Annotated in this window: 19 protein-coding genes; 2 read left to right on the top strand and 17 right to left on the bottom strand. The window is 72.1% G+C overall.

Translation table 11 applies throughout. The annotated features are described in order from the left end of the window. Nucleotides 1–40 precede the first annotated feature (40 nt). From K377_RS08630 to miaA, 5 genes are all read right to left on the bottom strand, one after another. Nucleotides 41–1,519: a M1 family metallopeptidase gene (locus K377_RS08630; RefSeq protein ID WP_111662586.1), complete on the bottom strand. Its 1,479-nt coding sequence runs from the start codon at nucleotides 1,517–1,519 to the stop codon at nucleotides 41–43. A 71-nt stretch (nucleotides 1,520–1,590) separates the two neighbouring features. Beyond that, complete coding sequence (locus K377_RS08635) at nucleotides 1,591–3,714, bottom strand: bifunctional (p)ppGpp synthetase/guanosine-3',5'-bis(diphosphate) 3'-pyrophosphohydrolase (protein WP_111662587.1); 2,124 nt, start codon at nucleotides 3,712–3,714, stop codon at nucleotides 1,591–1,593. A gap of 139 nt (nucleotides 3,715–3,853) precedes the next feature. Then, nucleotides 3,854–4,723: a diaminopimelate epimerase gene (gene dapF / locus K377_RS08640; RefSeq protein WP_111662588.1), complete on the bottom strand. Its 870-nt coding sequence runs from the start codon at nucleotides 4,721–4,723 to the stop codon at nucleotides 3,854–3,856. A 50-nt stretch (nucleotides 4,724–4,773) separates the two neighbouring features. Next, a complete protein-coding gene (locus tag K377_RS08645) occupies nucleotides 4,774–5,241 on the bottom strand; it encodes a hypothetical protein (protein ID WP_111662589.1) in 468 nt (155 codons plus the stop codon). 106 nt (nucleotides 5,242–5,347) lie between these two features. Further along, complete coding sequence (gene miaA, locus K377_RS08650; protein WP_111662590.1) at nucleotides 5,348–6,286, bottom strand: tRNA (adenosine(37)-N6)-dimethylallyltransferase MiaA; 939 nt, start codon at nucleotides 6,284–6,286, stop codon at nucleotides 5,348–5,350. A gap of 197 nt (nucleotides 6,287–6,483) precedes the next feature. Here miaA and K377_RS08655 point away from each other — a divergent pair, with 197 nt between their 5' ends. Next, nucleotides 6,484–6,786: a hypothetical protein gene (locus tag K377_RS08655; RefSeq protein ID WP_309252216.1), complete on the top strand. Its 303-nt coding sequence runs from the start codon at nucleotides 6,484–6,486 to the stop codon at nucleotides 6,784–6,786. A gap of 69 nt (nucleotides 6,787–6,855) precedes the next feature. On the opposite strand, the gene K377_RS08660 is transcribed toward K377_RS08655, so the two are convergent. From K377_RS08660 to K377_RS08700, 9 genes are all read right to left on the bottom strand, one after another. Then, nucleotides 6,856–7,560: a class III extradiol dioxygenase subunit B-like domain-containing protein gene (locus K377_RS08660; RefSeq protein WP_111662592.1), complete on the bottom strand. Its 705-nt coding sequence runs from the start codon at nucleotides 7,558–7,560 to the stop codon at nucleotides 6,856–6,858. A gap of 10 nt (nucleotides 7,561–7,570) precedes the next feature. Beyond that, the gene (locus K377_RS08665) at nucleotides 7,571–7,918 is read right to left on the bottom strand and encodes a hypothetical protein (protein ID WP_111662593.1); all 348 of its coding nucleotides are present in this window, start codon (nucleotides 7,916–7,918) and stop codon (nucleotides 7,571–7,573) included. Between the two features lie 22 nt (nucleotides 7,919–7,940). Beyond that, nucleotides 7,941–9,467: a tRNA (N6-isopentenyl adenosine(37)-C2)-methylthiotransferase MiaB gene (miaB, locus tag K377_RS08670; protein ID WP_111662594.1), complete on the bottom strand. Its 1,527-nt coding sequence runs from the start codon at nucleotides 9,465–9,467 to the stop codon at nucleotides 7,941–7,943. Between the two features lie 62 nt (nucleotides 9,468–9,529). Continuing rightward, nucleotides 9,530–11,281: an ABC transporter ATP-binding protein gene (locus K377_RS08675; protein ID WP_111662689.1), complete on the bottom strand. Its 1,752-nt coding sequence runs from the start codon at nucleotides 11,279–11,281 to the stop codon at nucleotides 9,530–9,532. 213 nt (nucleotides 11,282–11,494) lie between these two features. After that, a complete protein-coding gene (locus K377_RS08680; RefSeq protein ID WP_111662595.1) occupies nucleotides 11,495–12,544 on the bottom strand; it encodes an Ldh family oxidoreductase in 1,050 nt (349 codons plus the stop codon). Nucleotides 12,545–12,574: 30 nt separating this feature from the next. Then, complete coding sequence (locus K377_RS08685; protein ID WP_111662596.1) at nucleotides 12,575–14,314, bottom strand: thiamine pyrophosphate-dependent enzyme; 1,740 nt, start codon at nucleotides 14,312–14,314, stop codon at nucleotides 12,575–12,577. 10 nt (nucleotides 14,315–14,324) lie between these two features. Next, a complete protein-coding gene (locus tag K377_RS08690; protein WP_111662597.1) occupies nucleotides 14,325–15,185 on the bottom strand; it encodes an amidohydrolase in 861 nt (286 codons plus the stop codon). 154 nt (nucleotides 15,186–15,339) lie between these two features. Continuing rightward, nucleotides 15,340–16,539, bottom strand: coding sequence for an L-2-hydroxyglutarate oxidase (lhgO, locus tag K377_RS08695; RefSeq protein WP_111662598.1), 1,200 nt, complete (start codon nucleotides 16,537–16,539; stop codon nucleotides 15,340–15,342). A 48-nt stretch (nucleotides 16,540–16,587) separates the two neighbouring features. Beyond that, a complete protein-coding gene (locus K377_RS08700) occupies nucleotides 16,588–18,039 on the bottom strand; it encodes an aldehyde dehydrogenase (protein WP_181512506.1) in 1,452 nt (483 codons plus the stop codon). Between the two features lie 207 nt (nucleotides 18,040–18,246). Between K377_RS08700 and K377_RS08705 the strand changes: the two genes are divergently transcribed. Continuing rightward, entirely contained in the window at nucleotides 18,247–18,534 is a 288-nt protein-coding gene (locus K377_RS08705) for a putative quinol monooxygenase (protein ID WP_111662599.1), read from the top strand. A gap of 113 nt (nucleotides 18,535–18,647) precedes the next feature. Here K377_RS08705 and K377_RS08710 read toward each other — a convergent pair whose 3' ends face one another. Genes K377_RS08710 through K377_RS08720 form a run of 3 tightly spaced genes read right to left on the bottom strand, consistent with a single transcriptional unit; the run spans nucleotide 18,648 to nucleotide 20,914 of the window. Beyond that, nucleotides 18,648–19,649, bottom strand: coding sequence for a methionine synthase II (cobalamin-independent)-like protein (locus K377_RS08710; RefSeq protein WP_111662600.1), 1,002 nt, complete (start codon nucleotides 19,647–19,649; stop codon nucleotides 18,648–18,650). A gap of 3 nt (nucleotides 19,650–19,652) precedes the next feature. After that, nucleotides 19,653–20,126, bottom strand: coding sequence for a heme-binding protein (locus K377_RS08715; protein WP_111662601.1), 474 nt, complete (start codon nucleotides 20,124–20,126; stop codon nucleotides 19,653–19,655). Continuing rightward, on the bottom strand, nucleotides 20,123–20,914 hold the full coding sequence (locus K377_RS08720; RefSeq protein WP_111662602.1) for an alpha/beta fold hydrolase: 792 nt from the start codon (nucleotides 20,912–20,914) through the stop codon (nucleotides 20,123–20,125). Before K377_RS08720 ends, K377_RS08715 begins: the two co-directional genes overlap by 4 nt. Nucleotides 20,915–20,926: the final 12 nt, after the last annotated feature.

Raw genomic sequence — 20,926 nt, forward strand, 5'->3', positions numbered from 1 at the left:
TATTTCCAGCGCGGCACAGGTCCACGCCCGCTCGCAGGTACTACTTGCGGGCCTTGCTCTTCTGCACCGGGGCGGACTTCCAGTCCGGGTGTCCGGGCATCGGCGGCGTCTTCTTCGCGTACAGCCACTGCTGGAAGAAACCGCTCAGGTCGCGTCCGGCCACCCGGGAGGCGAGGGACGTGAAGTCCGCGGTCGTGGCGGTGCCGTCACGGTGCGTGGCCACCCACCGCCGCTCCAGGCGCTCGAACTTCCCGGTGCCGATCTCCTGGCGCAGCGCGTACAGGACGAGCGCGCTGCCGTCGTAGACGACCGGGCGGAAGATGCTGATCTTCTCGCCGTGCGTGGGGTTCTTGGGGGCGGCCGGCGCTCCGCCGGAGGCGCGCCAGCCGTCGGACTCGCGGTAGGCGTTGCGCATCCGGGTCTCCATGGGCCGGTCGGCCTTCTCCTGCGCGTACAGGGACTCGTACCAGGTGGCGTGCCCCTCGTTGAGCCAGAGGTCGGACCAGGTGCGGGGGCTGACGCTGTCGCCGAACCACTGGTGGGCCAGTTCGTGCACCATGACCGACTCGACGTACCAGGCCGGGTACTCGGTGCGTACGAAGAGGTCCCGCTCGAAGAGGGAGAGGGTCTGCGTCTCCAGTTCGAAGCCGGTGCTGGCCTCGGCGATCAGCACCCCGTAGTTCTCGAAGGGGTAGCGGCCGACCTTGTTCTCCATCCAGGCGAGCTGCGCGGGTGTCTTGTCGACCCACGGGCGCAGCGCCTTGACGTCCTTGGTCGGCACGACGTCGCGTACCGGGAGGCCGTGCGGGCCCTTCTGATGCAGCACGGTGGAGCGCCCGATGGAGACCTGGGCCAGTTCGGTGGCCATGGGGTGGGCGGTCCGGTACGTCCAGTCGGTGGTGTCGCCGGCGCCGGGGGTGAGGGAGGTCGGCAGGCCGTTGGCGACGGCCGTGTACTTCTGCGGCGTGTTCACGCGGAAGGTGAACATGGCCTTGTCGGACGGGTGGTCGTTGCAGGGGAACACGCGGTGCGCGGCGTCGGCCTGGTTCGCCATGGCGAGCCCGTCCTTGGTGCGGACCCAGCCCACTTCCTCCTTGCCCGGCCTGGGGTCGCTGGTGTGCCGCACGGTGATGTGCATCGGCTGGCCGGCCACGAGGGGCCGGGCGGGTGTGACGACCAGGTCCTCGCCGCCGGTGGCGAAGTCCGCCGGAGCGCCGTTGACCTCGACGGACCGTACGGTGCCGTGCGAGAAGTCGAGATTGACCCGGTCGAGCCGGGCGGTGGCGCGCGCGTCGATGCGGGTGACGGCGTCGAGCGGCTTGTCGTTGTCGCCCTTGTACGTGAACGAGATGTCGTACGAGCGGACGTCGTAGCCGGGGTTGCCGAGGGTCGGGAAGAGCCGGTCGCCGACGCCGAGCGGTGTGGCGGGCCGGGGCGGCGCGGCCGCGGCGAGCAGCGCGACGGAGGCACCGGCGGCGAGCAGCGCGACGGTGCGGGGGGTTCGGGAGCTGAGCAGCATGAACTACGGCTATCAGCGCCGCCCCCGGTGGGTCCGGCGGCACGCGCCGCACCCACCCGAACGAGGTCTCCCTAGAGCGCTCCGGCCGCCGCGTGCTGGGCGCGTCCCACGTCGTACACGCCCGGGACGTTGCGCATGGCCCGCATCAGGCCCTGGAGGTGGGCGGAGCCGGGGAGTTGGAGGGTGTAGGTGTGCCGGACCCTGCCCTGGACGGGAGGTTCGACGGTCGCCGAGACGATGGCGACGCCCTCTAGCGCTATGGCTTCGGTCAGGTCGGCGAGCAGGTGCGGGCGGCTGAAGGACTCGGCGATCAGGGTGACCCGGTACTCGGCGGTCTCGGCGTCGGCCCAGCGCACGCCGACCTCGGGGCGTCCCGCGCCGGTCATCCGGGCCACCGCGGGGCACTCCACGCGGTGCACGGTGACGGCGCCGCCGCGGACGGCGAAGGCGGTCACCTTGTCGGGCGGTACGGGCGTACAACAGCCCGCGAGGCGGACGGCGGCACCCGGCTGGTCGACGACGACGTTCGCCGCCGAGGGGCGCGCGGAGGGGCCGCTGTAGGGGGCTCGGGGCGCGGACTCCGGTGCGCTCGGCCCTTCCGGGTGGGCGGCCAGCCAGCGGCGGATGGCGATGCGCGCGGCGGGCGTACGGGCGTGGTCGAGCCAGTCGCGGGACGGCTCGGAGGCGGCGGCGCCCTCCATGCGGTCCATGAGCGGCTGGACCGTGTCGCCGTCCTTGAGGACCGTGCTGAGCGTCGCCAGGCGGCCGTTGACCCGCGCGCCGATGACGGCGTGGGCGTCCTCGCCGTACTGCGCGTAGGCGGCGTCGACGCAACTGGCGCCCGCGGGCAGTCCGATGGTGCCGCCGTCGGGCCGGAAGACGGTGATCTCGCGGTCCTGGGCGAGGTCCTCGCGCAGCGTCGACCAGAAGGTGTCGGTGTCGGGCGCGGACTGCTGCCAGTCGAGAAGGCGGGAGAGCCAGCCCGGCCGGGTGGGGTCGGAGCGCTCGCCCTCGGTGTCCAGGTGCTCCTCGGCGGAGGGCGCGTACGGGTTGCCGAGCGCGACGACGCCCGCCTCCGCCACCTTGTGCATCTGGTGAGTGCGGATGAGGACCTCGGCGACCTCGCCGTCGGCCCGCGCAACCGCGGTGTGCAGGGACTGGTACAGGTTGAACTTCGGTACGGCGATGAAGTCCTTGAACTCCGAGACCACGGGCGTGAAGCAGGTGTGCAGCTCGCCGAGGACGCCGTAGCAGTCGGCGTCCTCGGAGACGAGGACGAGCAGGCGGCCGAAGTCGGCGCCGCGCAGCTCGCCGCGTTTGCGCAGCACTCGGTGGACGGAGACGGCGTGCCGCGGCCGGATGAGGACCTCGGCGCTCAGCCCGGCCTCGCGCAGCACGCCGCGCACCTCGTCGGCGATGTCCGCCAGGGGGTTCTCCGGGCGGGCGGTGTCGGCGGCGATGAGGGCCTGCGTCCGCCCGTGCTCCTCGGGGCGCAGGATGGCGAAGACGAGGTCCTCCAGCTCGGTCTTCAGGGCCTGCACGCCGAGGCGCTCGGCGAGCGGGATGAGGACGTCGCGGGTGACCTTGGCGATGCGCTCCTGTTTCTCCTGGCGCATGACGCCGAGGGTGCGCATGTTGTGCAGGCGGTCGGCGAGTTTGATCGACATGACGCGGACGTCGTTGCCCGTCGCGACCAGCATCTTGCGGAAGGTCTCGGGCTCGGCCGCGGCGCCGTAGTCGACCTTCTCCAGCTTGGTCACGCCGTCGACCAGATAGGCGACCTCGGTGCCGAACTCGCTGCTGACCTGGTCGAGCGTGACCTCCGTGTCCTCGACGGTGTCGTGGAGGAGGGAGGCGGTCAGCGTCGTGGTCTCCGCGCCCAGCTCGGCCAGGATCAGGGTCACGGCCAGCGGGTGGGTGATGTACGGCTCGCCGCTCTTGCGCATCTGACCGCGGTGCGAGGACTCGGCCAGGACGTAGGCACGGCGCAGCGGCTCCAGATCGGCGTCCGCGAAGTGGGCCCGATGGGCCTCGGCCACATGGCCGATCGCGTCCGGCAGCCGGTCGCGGCCGGCCGGGCCGAGCAACGCGGCGCGGCCGAGACGCCGCAGGTCGATCCGGGGACGGCCACGCCTTCGCTGGGCTCCGGGCGTGATCGGCCCCGGGGTCGCGGGGTTGGTCGCCTCCGCACTCATGAGCACCTCCGGCTGCGTCGACCGGTGGCGGGCTGGCGGGGGCACCCGTCCGGACCGGTGCTTGATGCTACCGAGCCCATCACGTGGTGCAGTCCCGCTCTCGCCCAGCGTGAAACGGATCACCCATTCGAGCGACGGTTCACGGGTTTACGGTTTCGATTGCAGCGAACCAGTCCGTGTCGATCTCGCCCTCGGCGACGATCACGGCCGGTCCGGTCATCTCGATCTCGCCGTCGGGCCGCTCGGTGATGGTGAGCCGCCCACCGGGCAGATCGATCTCGTACGTCACCGGGGTCCCGGTGACGGTGGGGTCGACGCCATCGCGGCGGGCCGTGGCGACGGCCACCGCGCAGGCGCCGGTGCCGCAGGAGCGGGTCTCGCCGGAGCCGCGCTCGTGCACGCGCATGGCGACGTGGCCCGGGCCGCGGTCGACGACGAATTCCACGTTCACCCCCTGCGGATAGGCCTCGGCCGGGGCGAACGGCGGCGGGTCGAGCAGGCGGCCCGCGTGCGCGAGGTCGGCCACGAAGGCGACGGCGTGCGGGTTGCCCATGTTCACGTTCCGCGCGGGCCAGGAGCGGCCGTCGACCGTGACCGTGACCTCGCCCTCGGGGAGCACGGCCCGGCCCATACCGACCGTGACCAGGCCTTCCTTGTCGATGTGGACCTTCTTGACGCCGCCGCGGGTGGCGACGGCGAGGTCGCCCTCAGCGACGTGTCCGGCGTGCTGGAGGTACCGGGCGAAGACCCGGACCCCATTGCCGCACATCTCGGCGATCGACCCGTCGCCGTTGCGATAGTCCATGAACCACTCGGCCTCGTCGGCCAGGTGCTTCGCCTCGGGGTGGGCGGCGGAGCGCACGACGTGGAGGACACCGTCACCGCCGAGACCGGCGCGGCGGTCGCAGAGCGCGGCCACGGCCGCCGGGGGCAGCTCGATCGCGTTCTCCGGGTCCGGGATGATCACGAAGTCGTTCTCGGTCCCGTGACCCTTGAGGAAGGTCGTCATCTGTCGATCGTACGAGATCGGTCCGGCATCCCGGGAAGCGGTGCGCTCGCTCAGCGCAGCCGGGCCACGCGCCAGACGGCGAGGACGGTCACGGCGGCCACCACGACCACGTACGCGCCCACGACCCGCCAGTCGGGCCAGCGGCCCGAGCCGCGCGGCGGGAGACCGGGCAGCGCGTAGCCCACCCGGCGGGCGGCCATCAGGCCCCAGCCCGCCGCGCAGGAGCTGATCAGCAGGCCCAGCATGGCCACGACCGCGCCGCCGTCGCCGAACTCGAAGAACAGCGGGAAGGCGAACATCAGGGAGCCGAGGGTGGCGAGCATCACGATGGGGGCGAGCTGCCAGATCCGGAGCCTGCGCTGCGGGCGCAGCTCGACCTCGACCTCCGCCGCCTCGTTCTGCGCGGCGATCTCGTCGGCCGTGGGGCCGTCGGCGATCACGCCGTCGGGGGTCGTCCCAGGCCCGTCGGAGCTGAGCTGCTCCCCGCCTGGTGCGGTGTCACGAGGGCCGGCCTCCATCGCCACGCGCCCTCCCACTCCGGACTGTCTCGGTCGATCGAGGTCGATGATGGCACGCCCGCGGGGGCCGGGATGACCGCCCGGGCGTCCCGATGCCATCACGTGATCAGGCTGTAACCGGTCGTTCGACCAACGCCATTGCGCGGGCCGGGAGTTCCGTGCGATCGGCCACGGCCCCACTGAGCCAATGCACCCGCGGGTCACGGCGGAACCACGAGTCCTGGCGGCGCGCGAAGCGCTTGGTGGCGCGGACGGTCTCGGTGCGCGCCTCCTCCTCGGTGCACTCTCCGGCGAGCGCGGCGAGGACCTGCTGGTATCCGAGGGCGCGGGAGGCGGTGAGGCCCTCGCGCAGGCCCTGGGCCTCCAGCGCGCGCACCTCGTCGACGAGCCCGGCGTCCCACATGCGGTCCACGCGCGTGGTGATGCGTTCGTCGAGTTCGGGCCGCTCGACGTCGACCCCGATCTGGACAGTGTCGTAGACGGAGTCGTGTCCCGGCAGGTTGGCCGTGAAGGGCTTTCCGGTGATCTCGATGACTTCGAGGGCGCGCACGATGCGCCGGCCGTTGCTCGGCAGGATCGCGAGGGCGGCCTCCGGGTCGGCTGCGGCAAGGCGGGCGTGGAGGGTGCCGGAGCCGTGTTCGGCCAGCTCGGCCTCCAGGCGGGCGCGGACGTCGGGGTCGGTGCCGGGGAACTCCATCTTGTCGACGGCGCCCCGCACGTAGAGCCCCGATCCGCCGACGAGGACCGGCCAGCGGCCCGCGGCGAGGAGGCGGTCGATCTCGGCGCGGGCGAGTCTCTGGTACTCGGCGACGCTCGCCGCCTGCGTCACGTCCCAGATGTCGAGGAGGTGGTGCGGGACTCCGGCGCGCTCCTCGGGCGTCAGCTTGGCGGTGCCGATGTCCATCCCTCGGTACAACTGCATGGAATCGGCGTTGACGACCTCGCCGCCGAGTTCTCTGGCCAGGAAGACGCCGAGATCCGACTTTCCGGCCGCGGTGGGACCGACGACGGCGATGACCCGCGGGGCGGGAGCTGCGCTACTCACCGCCCCAGTCTCGCAAACCGGGGCACCACTTCTCGAACGAGCTACGTGACGGGGCGGGAGCGGGGTCGTTGCCTGTTGCGAGGTTCCGGCCGCCGGTTTTGCCGACCGGTGACCCGGGCGACGCAATGAGACGCACCGGGCAGGACGGGATTTCGCCCGCACGAGTACCACATGGAGTTGTAATGGGCGTTTTTGACATGTTTCGCCGTAAGGCCAAGGACACCGAGGCGACGTCAACCGCCGAGGGCGGGGCTGCCACTCTGACGGCCGAGCCCGAGGCGGAGGGCGTCCCGGACGCCGAGTCGGTCCCCGAGGCCGCTGAGGCCGCGTCGGACGCCTCGGAGGAGCCGCGGACCGCGGAGGCCGGGGCCGCCGACGCGGAGGAGGCCGCCGAGGCCGGCGGGACCGCCGAGGCCGGTGCGGCCGCCGTGGAGATCCCGAAGCAGCAGTCGGCGCAGCAGGCGGCCGACAACGAGGCCGGCGAGGGCGCCCGCAAGTAGGTCGGTCACATCTGGCGGACGGCCGTGAAGCCCTCGGGTTTCGCGGCCGTCGCCATGTCCGGGGTGCGCCTACGTCCAGGAGGCGACGAAGTAGCCGACTCCGTAGGGGGCGTCCTCGTAGAGCAGCTCGCCGGTGCCGCGGCCGCCGCCCCCGGCCGCCGAGAGGATCTGCCAGGGGTCGCGGCCGGAGATCTTCAGCTCGCGCGAGAGGTCGGCGTCGAGTCGCGCGAGGGAGCCGTCAAAGTCGCGGTCGCGCAGGGCGGCGGCGATCAGCGCGTCCACGCCCTCGGCGCGCTCGTCCAGATAGCCGGGGGCCTTCACCGTGCGGCAGGCCGTGCCGTCGCCCATGACGAGCAGGGCCACGCGGTCGGCCAGGGAGGCGAGGTGCACGCCGTCCTCGCCGTTGACCGGCCAGGACCGGCCGCCCTCCACCTCGTAGCCGCGTACGGGACCGGTCCAGCCCGCACGCGTGAGCAGCCAGGCACCGACCGTGAGAGACGGCGGCAGCGTGGCCGCCGGGGCGCCCGGCGCCGTACCGAGGACCACGTCGACATCGACGCCGAAGGGCCGGAAGGAGCCACGGGCCCCGGCCTCGTGGAAGGCGGTGCGCGCGCCCGTGCCGACGACCACGATCAGCTCGGGCGCGGCGGCGACGACCTTGGCCAGCGCCTCGTCGCAGGCCGCACGCGCGGTGTCCAGTTCCGGGGCCGCCCCGGCGGCGACCTCGGGCACGAGCAGCGGCGGGCAGGGGCAGACGGCGGCGGCGACAAGCATGATCGGCAGCCTACTGCGCGGGCGGGTGCCAGGGATCGTCCGGGACGGCGTCCTGCGGCTCCTGCGGCCGGGGGTCGGGCAGGAGCGCCTTCTCGGTGCTCCAGACCAGCTCGGCGAGGCGGTAACGCAGGTGGTGGCCGGAGACGGCACCCCGGACCTGCACGTAGTAGGTGTGCTCGTCCTGCCGGAACACGTGGCGCGAGCGCTGGCGCAGCGATTCGCGGTGCTTGTGTTCGCACGCGTACGTGTACAGGCGGCGCCGGGCCTCCTCGTGGGTCGCCGCGAACTGCGTGAGCGGTTCGAAGCGGTGTCCCTCCCCCGTGCCGTACTCGATCGTGATCACCCAGTGCGTCGTCATGCCGTCCCCCGTCTCCGGTGCCTCAGTCGATCGCGCAGCCCCCGGTGACCGCCGGCAGCGGCTCGGGGACGCCCACCTTGGGCAGGCCGAGGAGGACGCCCTGCTGCTTGTCCTGGGTCTCCTTGGTGCGCTTCTCCCAGGCGTCGCCCGCGCGCGTGGGCCGCACGTTCAGCACCGCGCCCTCGGCGAGGAGGTGGTGCGGGGCGGCGTAGGTGATCTCGACCGTGACCACGTCGCCGGGGCGGACCTCCTGGTCGGGCTTGGTGAAGTGGACCAGGCGGTTGTCGGGGGCGCGGCCGGAGAGGCGGTGGGTGGCGCCGTCCTTGCGGCCCTCGCCCTCGGCGACCATCAGCTCCAGGGTGCGGCCGACCTGCTTCTTGTTCTCCTCCCAGGAGATCTCCTCCTGGAGGGCGACCAGACGCTCGTAGCGGGCCTGCACGACCTCCTTGGGGACCTGGTTGTCCATGGTCGCGGCCGGGGTTCCGGGGCGCTTGGAGTACTGGAAGGTGAAGGCGGCGGAGAAGCGGGCCTCGCGCACGGCGTGCATCGTCTGCTCGAAGTCCTCCTCGGTCTCGCCGGGGAAGCCCACGATGATGTCGGTGGTGATCGCGGCGTCCGGGATGGCCGCGCGGACCTTCTCGATGATGCCCAGGTAGCGCTCCTGGCGGTACGAGCGGCGCATCGCCTTCAGGACGGTGTCCGAGCCGGACTGCATCGGCATGTGCAGCTGCGGCATCACGTTCGGCGTCTCGGCCATGGCGGCGATCACGTCGTCGGTGAAGTCGCGCGGGTGCGGGGAGGTGAAGCGGACGCGCTCCAGGCCTTCGATCTTGCCGCAGGCGCGCAGCAGCTTGCTGAAGGCCTCGCGGTCGCCGATGTCGCTCCCGTAGGCGTTCACGTTCTGGCCGAGCAGGGTGATCTCGGAGACGCCCTCGGCGACCAGGGCCTCGATCTCGGCGAGGATGTCGCCGGTCCTGCGGTCCTTCTCCTTGCCGCGCAGCGCGGGGACGATGCAGAAGGTGCAGGTGTTGTTGCAGCCGACCGAGATGGAGACCCAGGCCGCGTAGGCGCTCTCACGTCGTGTGGGCAGCGTGGAGGGGAACGCCTCCAGGGACTCGGCGATCTCGACCTGCGCCTCTTCCTGGACGCGGGCGCGCTCCAGGAGGACCGGCAGCTTGCCGATGTTGTGCGTGCCGAAGACGACGTCCACCCAGGGCGCCTTCTTCACGATGGTGTCGCGGTCCTTCTGGGCGAGGCAGCCGCCCACGGCGATCTGCATGCCGGGGCGCGAGGTCTTGCGCGGGGCGAGCCGGCCGAGGTTGCCGTAGAGCTTGTTGTCGGCGTTCTCACGCACCGCGCAGGTGTTGAACACGACGACGTCGGCGTCGCCGTCGGAGCCCTCGGGGGCACGGACGTACCCGGCGTTCTCCAGGAGGCCGGACAGGCGCTCGGAGTCGTGGACGTTCATCTGGCACCCGTAGGTGAGCACTTCGTACGTCTTGGGGTCCGCTACGTCCACTGCCTGGCTCCGGTCGCTGCTGCTGGTCATGCACACAAGGGTAGGCCGTTGCGGGGACGCGCCTGTCGCCGAGCCCGCAACGGCCCACTGGCTCACTGTGCGACCTCGGCCCCTTCCGCCGGCTCGTGCTCCTTCCCGTCGACCAGGAAGCCGCCGGACTGGTGCAGCCAGAGCTTGGCGTAGGTGCCGTCCTCGGCGAGGAGGTCGTGGTGGGTGCCCTGCTCGACGACGCGGCCGCGGTCCAGGACGACGAGGCGGTCCATGCCGGCGACGGTGCTCAGGCGGTGGGCCACCACCAGGGCGGTGCGGCCCTCCATGAGGCGCCACAGGGCCTCCTGGACGAGTCGTTCGCTCTCGGAGTCCAGGGCGCTCGTCGCCTCGTCGAGGAGCAGGACCGGGGCGTCGCGCAGGATGGCGCGGGCCAGGGCGACGCGCTGGCGCTGGCCGCCGGAGAGCTTGACGCCGCGCTCGCCGACCAGGGTGCCGAAGCCGTCGGGGAGGGTGTCGGCGAACTCCGTGACGTGGGCGGCCTCGGCCGCGCGGCGGATCTCCGCGTCGGTGGCGTCCGGCCGGGCGAAGGCGATGTTGTCGCGCAGGCTGCGGTGGAACATGGCGGGGCTCTGGGGCACGTACGCGATCAGCTCGCGCAGGTCGCGCTGGCGGAGCCCGCTGATGTCCTGGCCGCCGATGCGGATCCGGCCGCCCTCGATGTCGGACATGCGCAGGAGCAGCCGGGTCAGGGTCGTCTTGCCGCCGCCGGACCGGCCGACGAAGCCGACCTTGGCGCCGCCGGGCACCTCCAGGTCCAGGCCGTCGAAGAGCCGGGAGGCGCCCGCGTGGGCGAAGGTCACCTTCTCGAAGCGGACGTCGGTGCGGTTGGGGTGCGCGGGCAGCGGCGCGGGCGGGTCGAGGACCGTCGCCGGGACCATCAGCAACTCCGTGAACTGGGCGGCCTCCGTCGTCGAGCTCTCCAGCCGGCGGTAGATCTGGTTGAAGTCGAACATGATCCGCGTCGCGTTGGAGAAGTACGTGAACGCCACCACGACGCCCTCGACGCCGTGCCCGCCGCCGAGGGTGACCGCGAGCAGCAGGCCCAGCGCGTTGGTGAGCACGGACAGCGGGGCGACGAGCGTGTCGATGCGCAGGTTGCTGTAGTCCCACGACCTGAGCATCCAGCGCTGCGACTCGGCGACCCGGCTGCGGTGCTCGGCGGCCTCCCGGTCCTCGGCGGCGAACGCCCGGATCGTCTCCATGTTCGACAGGCTGTCGGCGACATGGCCGGACACCCGGGCGATCGCCGCCTCCCGCGCGTCCACGATCCGCTGCCTGCGGCGGATCAGCGGGGCCACGGTCAGCCCGGTGAGCGCGATCATCGCCAACAGGGCGACGACGAGCCAGGGTTCGTACGTCCAGAGCACCACCGAGCCGAACATCAGCGGAATCAGGCTTCCGGTCACCTGGAAGACGAGGGTGTCGGCGAACTCCTCGAAGCGGGCGGCGAAGCTGGAGACCCGCTTGGTCAGTGATCCGGCGAAGTTGTCGTGGAAGAACGTGGCGTCCTTGGCGTACAGCTCGTCCATGCCGTACACATACAGCCGCTCGACGCCGCGGGCGTCCACCCGGTTGAGGCAGTGGATGCCGAGCCGCCACAGCGTCTCGGAGAGCAGCAGCACGCAGGCGAAGACCGCGACGTACGGCAGCGCGCCCCGGGCGTCGATCGCGCCGTCGCCCGCGAAGCGGCCGACGAGGTGGGCGACGACCAGGGGCGCCAGATAGTTGATGCCGAGGTTGCCCAGTGCGGGCAGCAGCATCGCGGGGACGGCCAGTCGGCGCTGACGGACCATCTCACCGATGTACATGCGCCAGGCGAGCAGCACCGCGCTGCGGCGCGGTGCCGTCCTCGGGGCTCCGGGCGTCTCCAACTTCCCACTCCTGTCAGGCAGATGGATGGCCCCGGCCGGTGCGCGGGGTCGACAGGGTGGGAAGTGTCCCGCGGCCGGAACGATGGCGGCCAAGGGTTTTTTCGAGCCCCTTGTCCGGCTTGTTCCGGCCCCTGGTCACTGCGCCGGAGGCAGCGCCACCCCCTTCTCCCGTGCGGCGTCGGCGAGTTGGGCCCAGACCTTCGGGGCGATCGGGATGCCGCGGGCCCCGCGTTCCTCGGCCGTCGCCGCGCTGCGTTCACCCGGATAGTGGACGGCGGACGCGCCGTCCGCGACCGGGAGGCCCTTGAGGGTGTCCAGGGTGGCGTCGACGTCGGCGACGAAGCCGTCCGCGCCGCCGAAGGCCGCCGGGTCCACCGCGATCAGCAGGGCGTTCTGGCGGTGCTTGCGGCCCGCCGGGTCGTCGGAGTGGAACGCCGCGAAGATGGGGGCGCCGACCAGGACGCTGGTCAGCAGTTCGAAGGCGAGGGACATGCCGGAGCCCTTGGCGCCGCCCAGCGGCAGCGGCATGACGGCCTGCTCGGGATCGGTGGTCGGGGTGCCGTCCCCGGTGGCCGCCGCGCCCTCCGGCAGCGCGGTGCCGCTCGCCCTGGCCTGCCGGATCTTTCCGAGGGCGATGGTGGCGGTGGCCATGTCGAGCAGGAGCGGGGCGTGCTCGCGCGCGGGGACGGCGACGGCGAGCGGGCTGGTGGCGACGGCCGGTCCCTTGACGCCGGTGTAGCCCATGTTGGGCATTCCGGCGACGAAGCCGATGCCGACGAGTCCCGCCTCGGCGATCTTCGACACGTAGTAGCCGATGGCGCCGGTGTGCACGGTCTCCCGTACGCCGACGGAGGCGATGCCGTTGGTCCTGGCCCGGGTCGCCGCCTCCTCGGCGGCGGCGGTCAGTGCGACCGGTCCCGGTGCGCGGTCGGCGTCGAGGACGGCGGCTCCCGGGGCGGTGGAGGTGAGCCTCAGCTCGGGCGCGGCGTTGGCCACTCCCTTGGCGAGCAGTTCGAGATAGGCGGGTACGCGCGCGATGCCGTGCGATTCGACGCCGCGCTGCGCGGCCCAGACGAACACGTCGGCCGTGGTCGCGGCGTGTTCGGCGCTCAGGCCGCCCTTCTCCAGCAGGGCGGCGGCGAACGTGCGCAGGTCGGCGGCGGCGACCAGGGGCTTGTCGGGCATGGTGAGGGGTCCTTAACGATCCGGGGCGGCTCAGCGGGAGACGAGGACGTCGACGACGGCGGTGGTGCCGGCCGCGACGGCCTTGAGGGCTCTCTCCAGGGCGGGGACGAGGGCGTCGGGCGTGTCGACGGTCTCGGTGTGCATGCCGAACGGTTCGGCGAAGGCGGCGAGCCGGGGCAGCCGGTGCAGATCGGTGCCGAGCCATTCGCCGGTCCCGGCCGCGGCGCCGTCCGGGTAGAACCGGCGGTGGTTGAGATTCATCGACTTGTAGACACGGTTGTTGAACACCACGACGAGGAGCGGCAGTTCGTACGTCCTGGAGGCGTCGTACGACGGGATCACCGGGTTGTACGTGAAGGCGCCGTCGCCGACGGTCAGCACCACGGGCCGCTCGCGCGCGGCGAGTTTGACGCCGAGGGCGACGGCCATGCCCTGGCCGAGTCCGCCCTGTACGTAGAAGTACGAGTCCGGGGCGGAGGTCTTGAGGTGGCGCTTGACGACCCGGCTGTGGGTGATGGTCTCGTCGACGACGATGCCGTCACGGCCTTCCAGGAGGGTGCGCAGGGAGGCGGCCACCAGGACCGGGTCGAGGCCGGCCGGCTGCTGGGCCGCGTGTGTTTCGCTCTTCTTTTGTGCCGCGTTCGTTTCGGCCCGCCCTATGGCGACCTGTTCGGCTGCGTGCCGTTCCTCCTGTGCCGCGCGCCGGGCGGCCACCGCTGCCTGGTCGAGGTCCTTCGCCCGCTTGGCCAGCTGGCGCAGGGAGTTGGTGACGTTCCCCTCCAGGTAGTGGTCCGCGTACAGGACCTGGTAGACGACGTGCGGGCGCTGCGGCACCTCGTCGATCACGACGACCGTGGCCTTCGCGGGGCGGCGCGAGGGCGGGTAGAACGGGGCGCGGCAGTTGGCCAGGAGGATCAGGTCGGCCTCGGCCATCCAGGGCCCGATGTCGCCGCCCGCGTGCAGCGGGTGGTTGCGCGGGAAGTTGGCGCAGACCGCCGAGTCGGGTTCCACGACCGGGATCTGCCAGGCCTCGGCGAGGGCCACCAGGGCCTCGAAGCCGCCCTCCTCGCGGCCCGCGGTCTCGGTGACGATCACGGGGTTCCGGGCCGTGCGCAGCAGCGCGGCGACGGCGTCGGCCTGTTCGGGCGAGCTGTGCGTGGTGCCGGGTTCGACGAGCTGCTTGGCCTCGCGCCCGTCCCAGTCCTCCAGGAGGATCTCCAGCGGGATGTTGAGGTAGGCGGGTCCCGCCGGGGCGCGCCGGGCCAGTTCGGCGGCGCGGGTGACCATGGTCGGCAGGGTGTGCACGCTCGCGGCCTCGGTGGCCCACTTGGTGAACGGCTGGGCGATGCCGTGCGGGCCGCCCACGATCGACAGGTTGCGGTACCACTGGCCGCCGGGGTCGTGGCCCGGCGCGTCGCCGTACGTCGTGGACTCCGACGACGCGACGACCATCGGGACCCCGGCGAGGAGCGCGCCGTGGACGGCCATGGAGCCCTGGAGCAGGCCGGGGGCGGCGTGCAGGAGCACGCCCTGGGGGCGGCGCGTGAGCAGCCCGTAGCCGGTGGCCATGCCGGCCGCGACGGTCTCGTGGGTGAGGTCCAGATACTCCGGCGCGGGGTCGCCGTCGCGGTGGCGGCGGGCCAGGGACTCCCACACCGGGGCCCATTCGGACCCCGAGGAGCAGAACAGGTAGTCGGCGCCGACGGCGTTGAAGGCGGAGACGAGCGCGTCTCCGCCGTCGACGCCGCGCGCCTCGTGCGCGTACGTCATGAGTGCGTCCTCAGCCCTCGATCGGCCAGTTCAGGACCTCGGCGATACCCCGGCCCATGATCCATTCGAGCTCGTCGGGGGTGAAGTCCCAGTGCTTGGTGAACTGCTCGATGGTGTCGGTGTACGTGATGCCGTGGCCGAGCAGGCGGGTGATGTCGGTGCCGTAGAAGCAGCGCTTCGGGCCCATCTTGTCGACCATCTCGCGCACGTACTTCTCGATGTTGTGGTTCGGGAAGGGCTGGGTGGAGTAGCCGGGCAGCGCCGAGACCTTGACGTAGATGTTGGGGTGTTCGTGCAGGTCGGCGGTCTCCTGGACCCAGTAGCCGATGGCGTCGTCGACGCAGCGGGCCATGATGCCCATGTGGTCGATGATGATCTTCAGGCCGGGGTGGCGGCCCGCTATGTCGCCCAGTTCCCGCTTCCAGATGGGCGCGTGCACCATCGTGGGGATGTTCAGCTCCTCGGCGACCGGCCAGTACCAGTCGTTGGTGCCGTCGATCATCCAGTTGCGGTCGATGGGGCGGTGGAAGGTGAGGCGGGTGCCCTTGACGTGCGGGTTCTGGGCGAAGTCCTTGAGCATCGCCCTGCCCTCTTCGGGCTTGTTCTGCGGGATGCGCGCCATGATGCCGAACCGGTCCGGGTGCGCCTCGCACGCTTCGAGGGCGTAGTCGATGCGGTCGCCCTCCCAGGACGGCGGGAGGATCAGCGCCCGGTTGACGCCGGCCTCGTCCATCAGCTCCAGGGCCTCCTCGTAGCTGAAGGGGTCCTCGCGGTGGCCGTTGAGGCGGATCCGCTCGCGGGCGCCGGGGACCCAGGGGCGGTCCGGGGTCTCTTCCTTCCAGATGTGGATCTGGGTGTCGACGACGAACATGCCGGTGCTTCTTTCTCTAGGACTCCGGGAGACAGGACTCCGGGAGAGCGGAGGTGGTGTGCGGTGAGACCGACGTTAGGTACGCCGCGGGGCCTTGCGCAGAGCTGGGAGCGCAAGCAGTTCTTGCGCGAAAAGGCGCAGTACGCGGGGGTGTTCAGCCCTCGTCGAAGACCGCGTCCACGATGTGCTCGGCGATCGCCAGACTGGCCGTCGCGGCGGGCGACGGCGCGTTGCGCACGGCCGTGATGCGGCCGGCCCGGTGCAGCCGGAAGTCGTCGACGAGGGTGCCGTCGCGGTCCAGTGCCTGGGCCCGCACACCGGCGCCGCCGCGGACCACGTCGTCGACGCCGACCCCGGGGACGTACTGTTTCGCGTCCTTCATGAAGGCGGCCGTGGAGAACGAGCCCTTGTACTCCTTGATGCCGGTGCGCCAGTGTCTGGCCGCCATGCGCCAGACACCGGGGTAGGCGGCGAGCCCCACGAGGTCCTTCGGGGACACGCGCGCGCGGGTGTATCCCTCGCGGGCGAGGGCGAGCACGGCGTTCGGGCCGACCTCGACCGACCCGTCGACGCGCGGGGTGAAGTGCACGCCGAGGAACGGGTAGCGGGGGTCGGGCACCGGGTAGATCAGCCCGCGCACCAGGTCCGCCCGCTCCGGTTTGAGCAGCATGTACTCGCCGCGGAACGGGACGATCCGGGGTTCGGGTCCGCCTCGCGCGAGCCGGGCCACGGAGTCGGAGTGGAGCCCGGCGCAGAGCACGAGCCGGTCGACGCTCACGCGCTCCTGTGCGGACGCCACCTCGATGCCGCCGCCGGTCTCGGTGATGCCGGTGACGCGGAAGCCGAGCCTGACCTCTCCCCCGGACCGCTCGACGTCCCGGGCGAACGCGCGGGCGATCGCCGGGTAGTCGGTGATCGCGGTGCGCGGGGAGTGCAGGGCCGCGATGCCGCCGGCCTGCGGTTCGAGCTCGGCGATCTCTTCGCGGGAGACCTTCCGCAGCTCCGGTACGTGGTTGTTCCTGGCCCGCTCGTAGAGGCCGTTCATCCGGTCCAGCTCGTCCTCGCGGACGGCCATGACCAGCTTGCCGATCTCGCGGTACGGGAGCTGGTGCTCCTGGCAGTACTCGCGCAGGAGGCCGACGCCCCGTACGGTCAGGTTCGCCTTGAGGCTGCCGGGCGTGTAGTAGATGCCGGCGTGCACGACGCCGGAGTTGTGGCCCGTCTGGTGGTGTGCGACGTCCTGTTCCTTGTCGAACACGACGACGCGGGTGCCGGGGCGGCGCAGGGTGATCTCGCGGGCGGTCGCGAGGCCCACGATGCCGGCCCCCACGATGCCTATCGTCTCGTCGGCCAACACCCGCCTCCTTTCTGGAAGATGGGACTCTGGACGCGCTCTACCCAACTACGCGCCGTAGTGGATCGCGACCGTCTTCACACGGGTGTAGAAGTGCAGCGCCTCGGTGCCCTGCTCCTTGAACGGGGAGCCGGAGGCGTGGAAGCCGCCGAAGGGGTGGTGGACGTCCCAGCCCGGGGTGGTCAGGTTCACGGCGATCTGGCCGCACTCGGCCTCGTCGGCGAAGCGGTGCGCGGCGTGCAGGTCGCGGGTGAAGACGGCGGCGGCGAGGCCGAAGTCGGAGTCGTTGACGGCGGCGATCGCGTCGTCGAGGGAGTCGACGGCGCGCACCGCGAGCACCGGTCCGAAGACCTCCTCGCGCCAGATGTCGACGGCGTCGGTGATGTCGCCGAGGACGGTCGGGTTGAGGTAGCAGCCGTGCGCGAGGGCCTCGTCGGCGGGCGCGTCGCCGCCGGCCAGGATCGTCGCGCCCTGCTTGACGGCGCGCTCGATGTGCTCGGCGACGCCGTCGCGCTGGCGCGGCCCGGAGAGGGGGCCCACGCTCGTCCCCTCCGCGAGTGGGGCCCCCGGCCTGAGTGCCGCCACCTCGGCCAGCAGCAGCCGGACGAACGCGTCGTGCACCGGCCGCTCGACGACGACGCGGCTGGTGGCGGTGCACCGCTGTCCTGCCTGTCCGAAGGCGGCGGCGACGACGGTCCGCGCGGCCTTGGCCAGGTCGGCGTCGGCCAGGACGACCGAGGCGTTCTTGCCGCCCAGCTCGCCCTGGAAGCGGATGTTGCGGGTCGCGAACGCCGTCCGCAGCCGGTCGCCGACCGCGTTGGAGCCGGTGAAGGTGACGGCGGCGATGCGCGGGTCGTCGAGGAGCGCGCCGGAGATCTGTCCGGTGCGGCCGGTGACGACGTTGAGGACCCCGGCGGGCAGGCCCGCGTCGTGCAGCGCCCGCGCCAGGTGGAGCCCCGACAGCGGGGTCTCGCCGGCCGGCTTGAGGACCGCGGTGTTGCCCGCGGCGAGCGCGGGGGCGAGCTTGCGGGCCGGGGTGATCAGCGGGTCGTTCCACGGGGTGATCGCCAGGACCACGCCGAGCGGTTCGGCCTGCGCGCTGGTACGGGTGTCGGGGCGGATGTCGTTCAGGAGCGTGCCGTAGCCGCCCCTGCCGACGAGCAGCCCGTAGTACTCCAGGAAGTCGGCGGCCTTCAGCGTCTCGCCGCGGGCCTCCGCGCGCGTCTTGCCGTTCTCCGTGGCGATGTCCTCGGCGATCGTGTCGGCGCGCTCGCGCAGCAGTGCGGCGGCGGCGGTGAGGACCGTGGCGCGGGCCAGCGGGCCGGTGCGCTTCCAGGCGGGGAAGGCGCGCTCGGCGTGGTCGTAGGCGCGGGTGACGTCGGCGGGGGTGAGCGCCGGGACGCGGAAGGCGGGGGTGCGCAGGTCGGCCGGGTTCTGGACCTCGATCCACTCGTCGCCGGCCGTCCACTCCCCGCCGACCAGGGTCTCCACGGAACGCATCTGGATCACTTCTCTCTCCGGCATCTGCGGTACCGGCATCTGCGACATCTGGAACCGGATGTACGACACACCACGCGCGGCGTCGCGGGCAGATCCGGGGAGGCAGTCATTGGTTGCGCGGCGCGCGGGTGGCCGCCGTGGCTTTCTGTGCTGCAATCGGAGCGCTGTCGAACCTTTGAACTGGTCTTTTGTGGTGAGGAGCCCACCGTGGCGTACGCCGTTTTCGCCCACTACCGCTGTGCCGCCGACGACGCGGGGACCGTGCGGGACGCGTTGCTGAAGATGCGGGAGTTCACGCGGTCGGAGCCGGCCAATGTCGCCTATGAGGTGCACGCGGAGGCTGAGGTGCCGGGTGGGTTCGTGCTGTACGAGGTGTACGAGGACCGGGCGGGGTTCGACGCGCATGGCGCTGCCGCGCATTTCGCGGAGTTGATTGTGGGGGTGGTGCGGCCGTTGCTGGTGTCGCGTGAGGTGACGTTCGGTGAGGTGCTGTAGCGGCTGCGGGTCTCGTTGTGGTTGCTCGCGCTCACGCGGCGGAGCCGCATATCAGAAACAGCCCCGCGCCCCTGAGACGAGCTCCGCTCGCCCAGGGGCGCTGTCCATCGGCCTCAGAACTCGTTGCCCCATACGTACCGGGCCAGCGTCTCCACCAGGACCAGCTTGGCGTGCTGCTCCGGCTCGGTCAGGAGGGGGCGGGAGGCGATGTCGGCGAAGCCCTGGGCCGGGGAGATCGCCGCGTCCTCCAGGTCCTTCAGTTCGCCCGCCGCGTCCAGGCGGTCGAGGACCGTGTCGATGTCCTCCAGGTCCGCGACGGCCGCGTCGACCACGCCGAAGCACACGTCCCGGTCCTCGGGCAGGGCGCGGACGAGGTCGAGTTCCGCGGCGGAGGCGGTGCGCAACGGGAGGATCCAGCGGTCGGCCGGGATGTGGTTGAACAGCCGCTCCGCCGCCGCCCGGTCGACCGTCTCCGGAGCCGTGGCGCCCGGGAAGCAGCCGATGCGGACGCCCTCGGGCCGGGAGTCCAGGCGCACGGCCGCGGCGTCGATCGCGAGCGCGTCGGCGTACGGGAGCGAACCCGTAAAGGCAGCGGCGGCCGCGCCGGGGGCCGTCCCCGCGAGCAGCAGGGGGTTGTCGAGCTGGACGAGGCGGACCCCCGCGTCGACCAAGCGTGCGATCTCGGCGCGGACGATCTCGGCGAAGGCCTCCCCCAGTTCCCGTACGTCCAGGGGGCTTTCGAGGGTCGCGGCGAGGTACGACGGGGCCGGCAGCGTCACCTTCGGGGCGATGACGGTGAGGCCGGCCAGGTGCCTGGCGTGGTCGACGGCGAGCGGGCCCTCGGCCTCGGGCAGGGTGTCCGCGGCCCAGACGGCGAGCCCGTCGGGGCCGGTCCGGTCCGTGCGGCGCACCCCGGCGACGTTCTCCAGGACGGCGCCGCGGAAGTCCTCGTAGGGGTAGCCGCCGTCGGTGACGACCGTGGAGCGGAGCTTGCGCTGGTGGGCGACGGCGGCGGTGAGCGCGGCGGTCAGGGAGTCGGGGTCCGTGCGGTTCAGGCCGGCCGGGCGGACCAGGCTGCCGAGGTGGTCGATGCGGTAGTTGAACGTGTCCGCCATGGTTCAGGACCGCCCTTCGGTGGGTGCGCCCGCGACGCCCCAGGCGGCGAACTCCAGTTCGTAGCCGAGGGCTTTGAGGACGTCCTCGGCGATGACCTGGTCCTCGTCGGCCGTGCCGCCCGCGATGCCGAGGCCGCCGATGATCTCGCCGTCCTTCTTGATGGTCATGCTGCCGTCGGCGGCCATGATCGGCAGGGCGGCGCCGGGCAGCTGGGAGAGCTGGGAGAAGAAGACGGGCTGGCTCTCCTGCCACTTCTTGAGCATTGTGCCGGGGCGCTGCATGACGGCCGCGGTGTAGGCCTTGGCGCGGGCGATGTCGGGGGTGAGCGGGCGGGCGCCGTCGGGGCGGCGGACGGCGATGACGAAGCCGCCCGCGTCGACGACGGCGACGCTGACCGCCTTGCCGATGTCCTGGGCGCGCCGGTGCGCGGCGCTGATGATCTCTTCCGCGGCGTCGAGGGTGAGGGCGGCGGTCATACGGAGTCCTTCGCGGGGGTGAGGGTGCGGCGCAGCCGGGCGACGGCGGCGTTGTAGGCGTCCGGGGTCTCCCAGTACAGGGAGTGCGGGGCGCCGTCGACGATCTCCAGGTGGGAGCCGGGCAGGAGGTCGTGGGCGCGGGTGACGGTCCTGACGCTGAGCACGGCGTCCTTCTCGCCTGCGAGGAAGGCGACCCGGACGCCGGACGCGGTGATCTCGTCGAGGGTCGGGCCGTCGGCGTCGAGGTTGCGCAGGTCCTGCATGGTGGCGGTGTTGAAGGTGCCGAGCTGCTTGAACAGGAAGGTGAGATCGGCCCGTTCGGTGCGGAACCGCCGGGTCAACAGGCGGTCGATGACGGGCAGTTTGACGGCCTCCGCGCGGTCGGCGGCGGCGAGTTCGCGCAGCTCGGGGTGGTCGATGCCGCCCAGCGAGTGGCCGAGGACGACGGAGGTGACGCGCTCGGGGCGGGTGAGTCCGGCGCGCAATGCGGCGACGGAGCCGATGGACTGGCCGACGAGCATCGCATCGGTGAGGTCCTCCTGGTCGAGGACGGCGACGACGTCCCCGTAGAAGGCCTGGCCGTCGAACTCGGTCTGCGGCTCGGCCAGTTCTGTCCGGCCGAAGCCGCGCAGGTCGAGCGTGACGACGGTGAACTCCTCGCGCAGCGCGGCCACCTGCTGCCACCAGATGGCGTGGTGGCCGCCGGAGCCGTGCACGAACACGATCGCCGGTCCTTCACCGTGCCGCTCGTAGTAGATGGACGCACCGTCGGAATCGACGTAGGGCATGAGACACGAACT

This window comes from Streptomyces sp. PsTaAH-137 (assembly GCF_003259365.1).
Taxonomy (GTDB): domain Bacteria; phylum Actinomycetota; class Actinomycetes; order Streptomycetales; family Streptomycetaceae; genus Streptomyces.

What these genes read in the sequence shown, in the direction of transcription:
- K377_RS08630 (WP_111662586.1), bottom strand. Translation starts at nt 1,519, where the DNA reads ATGCTGCTCAGCTCCCGAACCCCCCGCACCGTCGCGCTGCTCGCCGCC.
- K377_RS08635 (WP_111662587.1), bottom strand. Translation starts at nt 3,714, where the DNA reads ATGAGTGCGGAGGCGACCAACCCCGCGACCCCGGGGCCGATCACGCCC.
- dapF (WP_111662588.1), bottom strand. Translation starts at nt 4,723, where the DNA reads ATGACGACCTTCCTCAAGGGTCACGGGACCGAGAACGACTTCGTGATC.
- K377_RS08645 (WP_111662589.1), bottom strand. Translation starts at nt 5,241, where the DNA reads ATGGAGGCCGGCCCTCGTGACACCGCACCAGGCGGGGAGCAGCTCAGC.
- K377_RS08655 (WP_309252216.1), top strand. Translation starts at nt 6,484, where the DNA reads ATGTTTCGCCGTAAGGCCAAGGACACCGAGGCGACGTCAACCGCCGAG.
- K377_RS08660 (WP_111662592.1), bottom strand. Translation starts at nt 7,560, where the DNA reads ATGCTTGTCGCCGCCGCCGTCTGCCCCTGCCCGCCGCTGCTCGTGCCC.
- K377_RS08665 (WP_111662593.1), bottom strand. Translation starts at nt 7,918, where the DNA reads ATGACGACGCACTGGGTGATCACGATCGAGTACGGCACGGGGGAGGGA.
- miaB (WP_111662594.1), bottom strand. Translation starts at nt 9,467, where the DNA reads ATGACCAGCAGCAGCGACCGGAGCCAGGCAGTGGACGTAGCGGACCCC.
- K377_RS08675 (WP_111662689.1), bottom strand. Translation starts at nt 11,281, where the DNA reads ATGGTCCGTCAGCGCCGACTGGCCGTCCCCGCGATGCTGCTGCCCGCA.
- K377_RS08680 (WP_111662595.1), bottom strand. Translation starts at nt 12,544, where the DNA reads ATGCCCGACAAGCCCCTGGTCGCCGCCGCCGACCTGCGCACGTTCGCC.
- K377_RS08685 (WP_111662596.1), bottom strand. Translation starts at nt 14,314, where the DNA reads ATGACGTACGCGCACGAGGCGCGCGGCGTCGACGGCGGAGACGCGCTC.
- K377_RS08690 (WP_111662597.1), bottom strand. Translation starts at nt 15,185, where the DNA reads ATGTTCGTCGTCGACACCCAGATCCACATCTGGAAGGAAGAGACCCCG.
- K377_RS08700 (WP_181512506.1), bottom strand. Translation starts at nt 18,039, where the DNA reads ATGCGTTCCGTGGAGACCCTGGTCGGCGGGGAGTGGACGGCCGGCGAC.
- K377_RS08710 (WP_111662600.1), bottom strand. Translation starts at nt 19,649, where the DNA reads ATGGCGGACACGTTCAACTACCGCATCGACCACCTCGGCAGCCTGGTC.
- K377_RS08715 (WP_111662601.1), bottom strand. Translation starts at nt 20,126, where the DNA reads ATGACCGCCGCCCTCACCCTCGACGCCGCGGAAGAGATCATCAGCGCC.
- K377_RS08720 (WP_111662602.1), bottom strand. Translation starts at nt 20,914, where the DNA reads ATGCCCTACGTCGATTCCGACGGTGCGTCCATCTACTACGAGCGGCAC.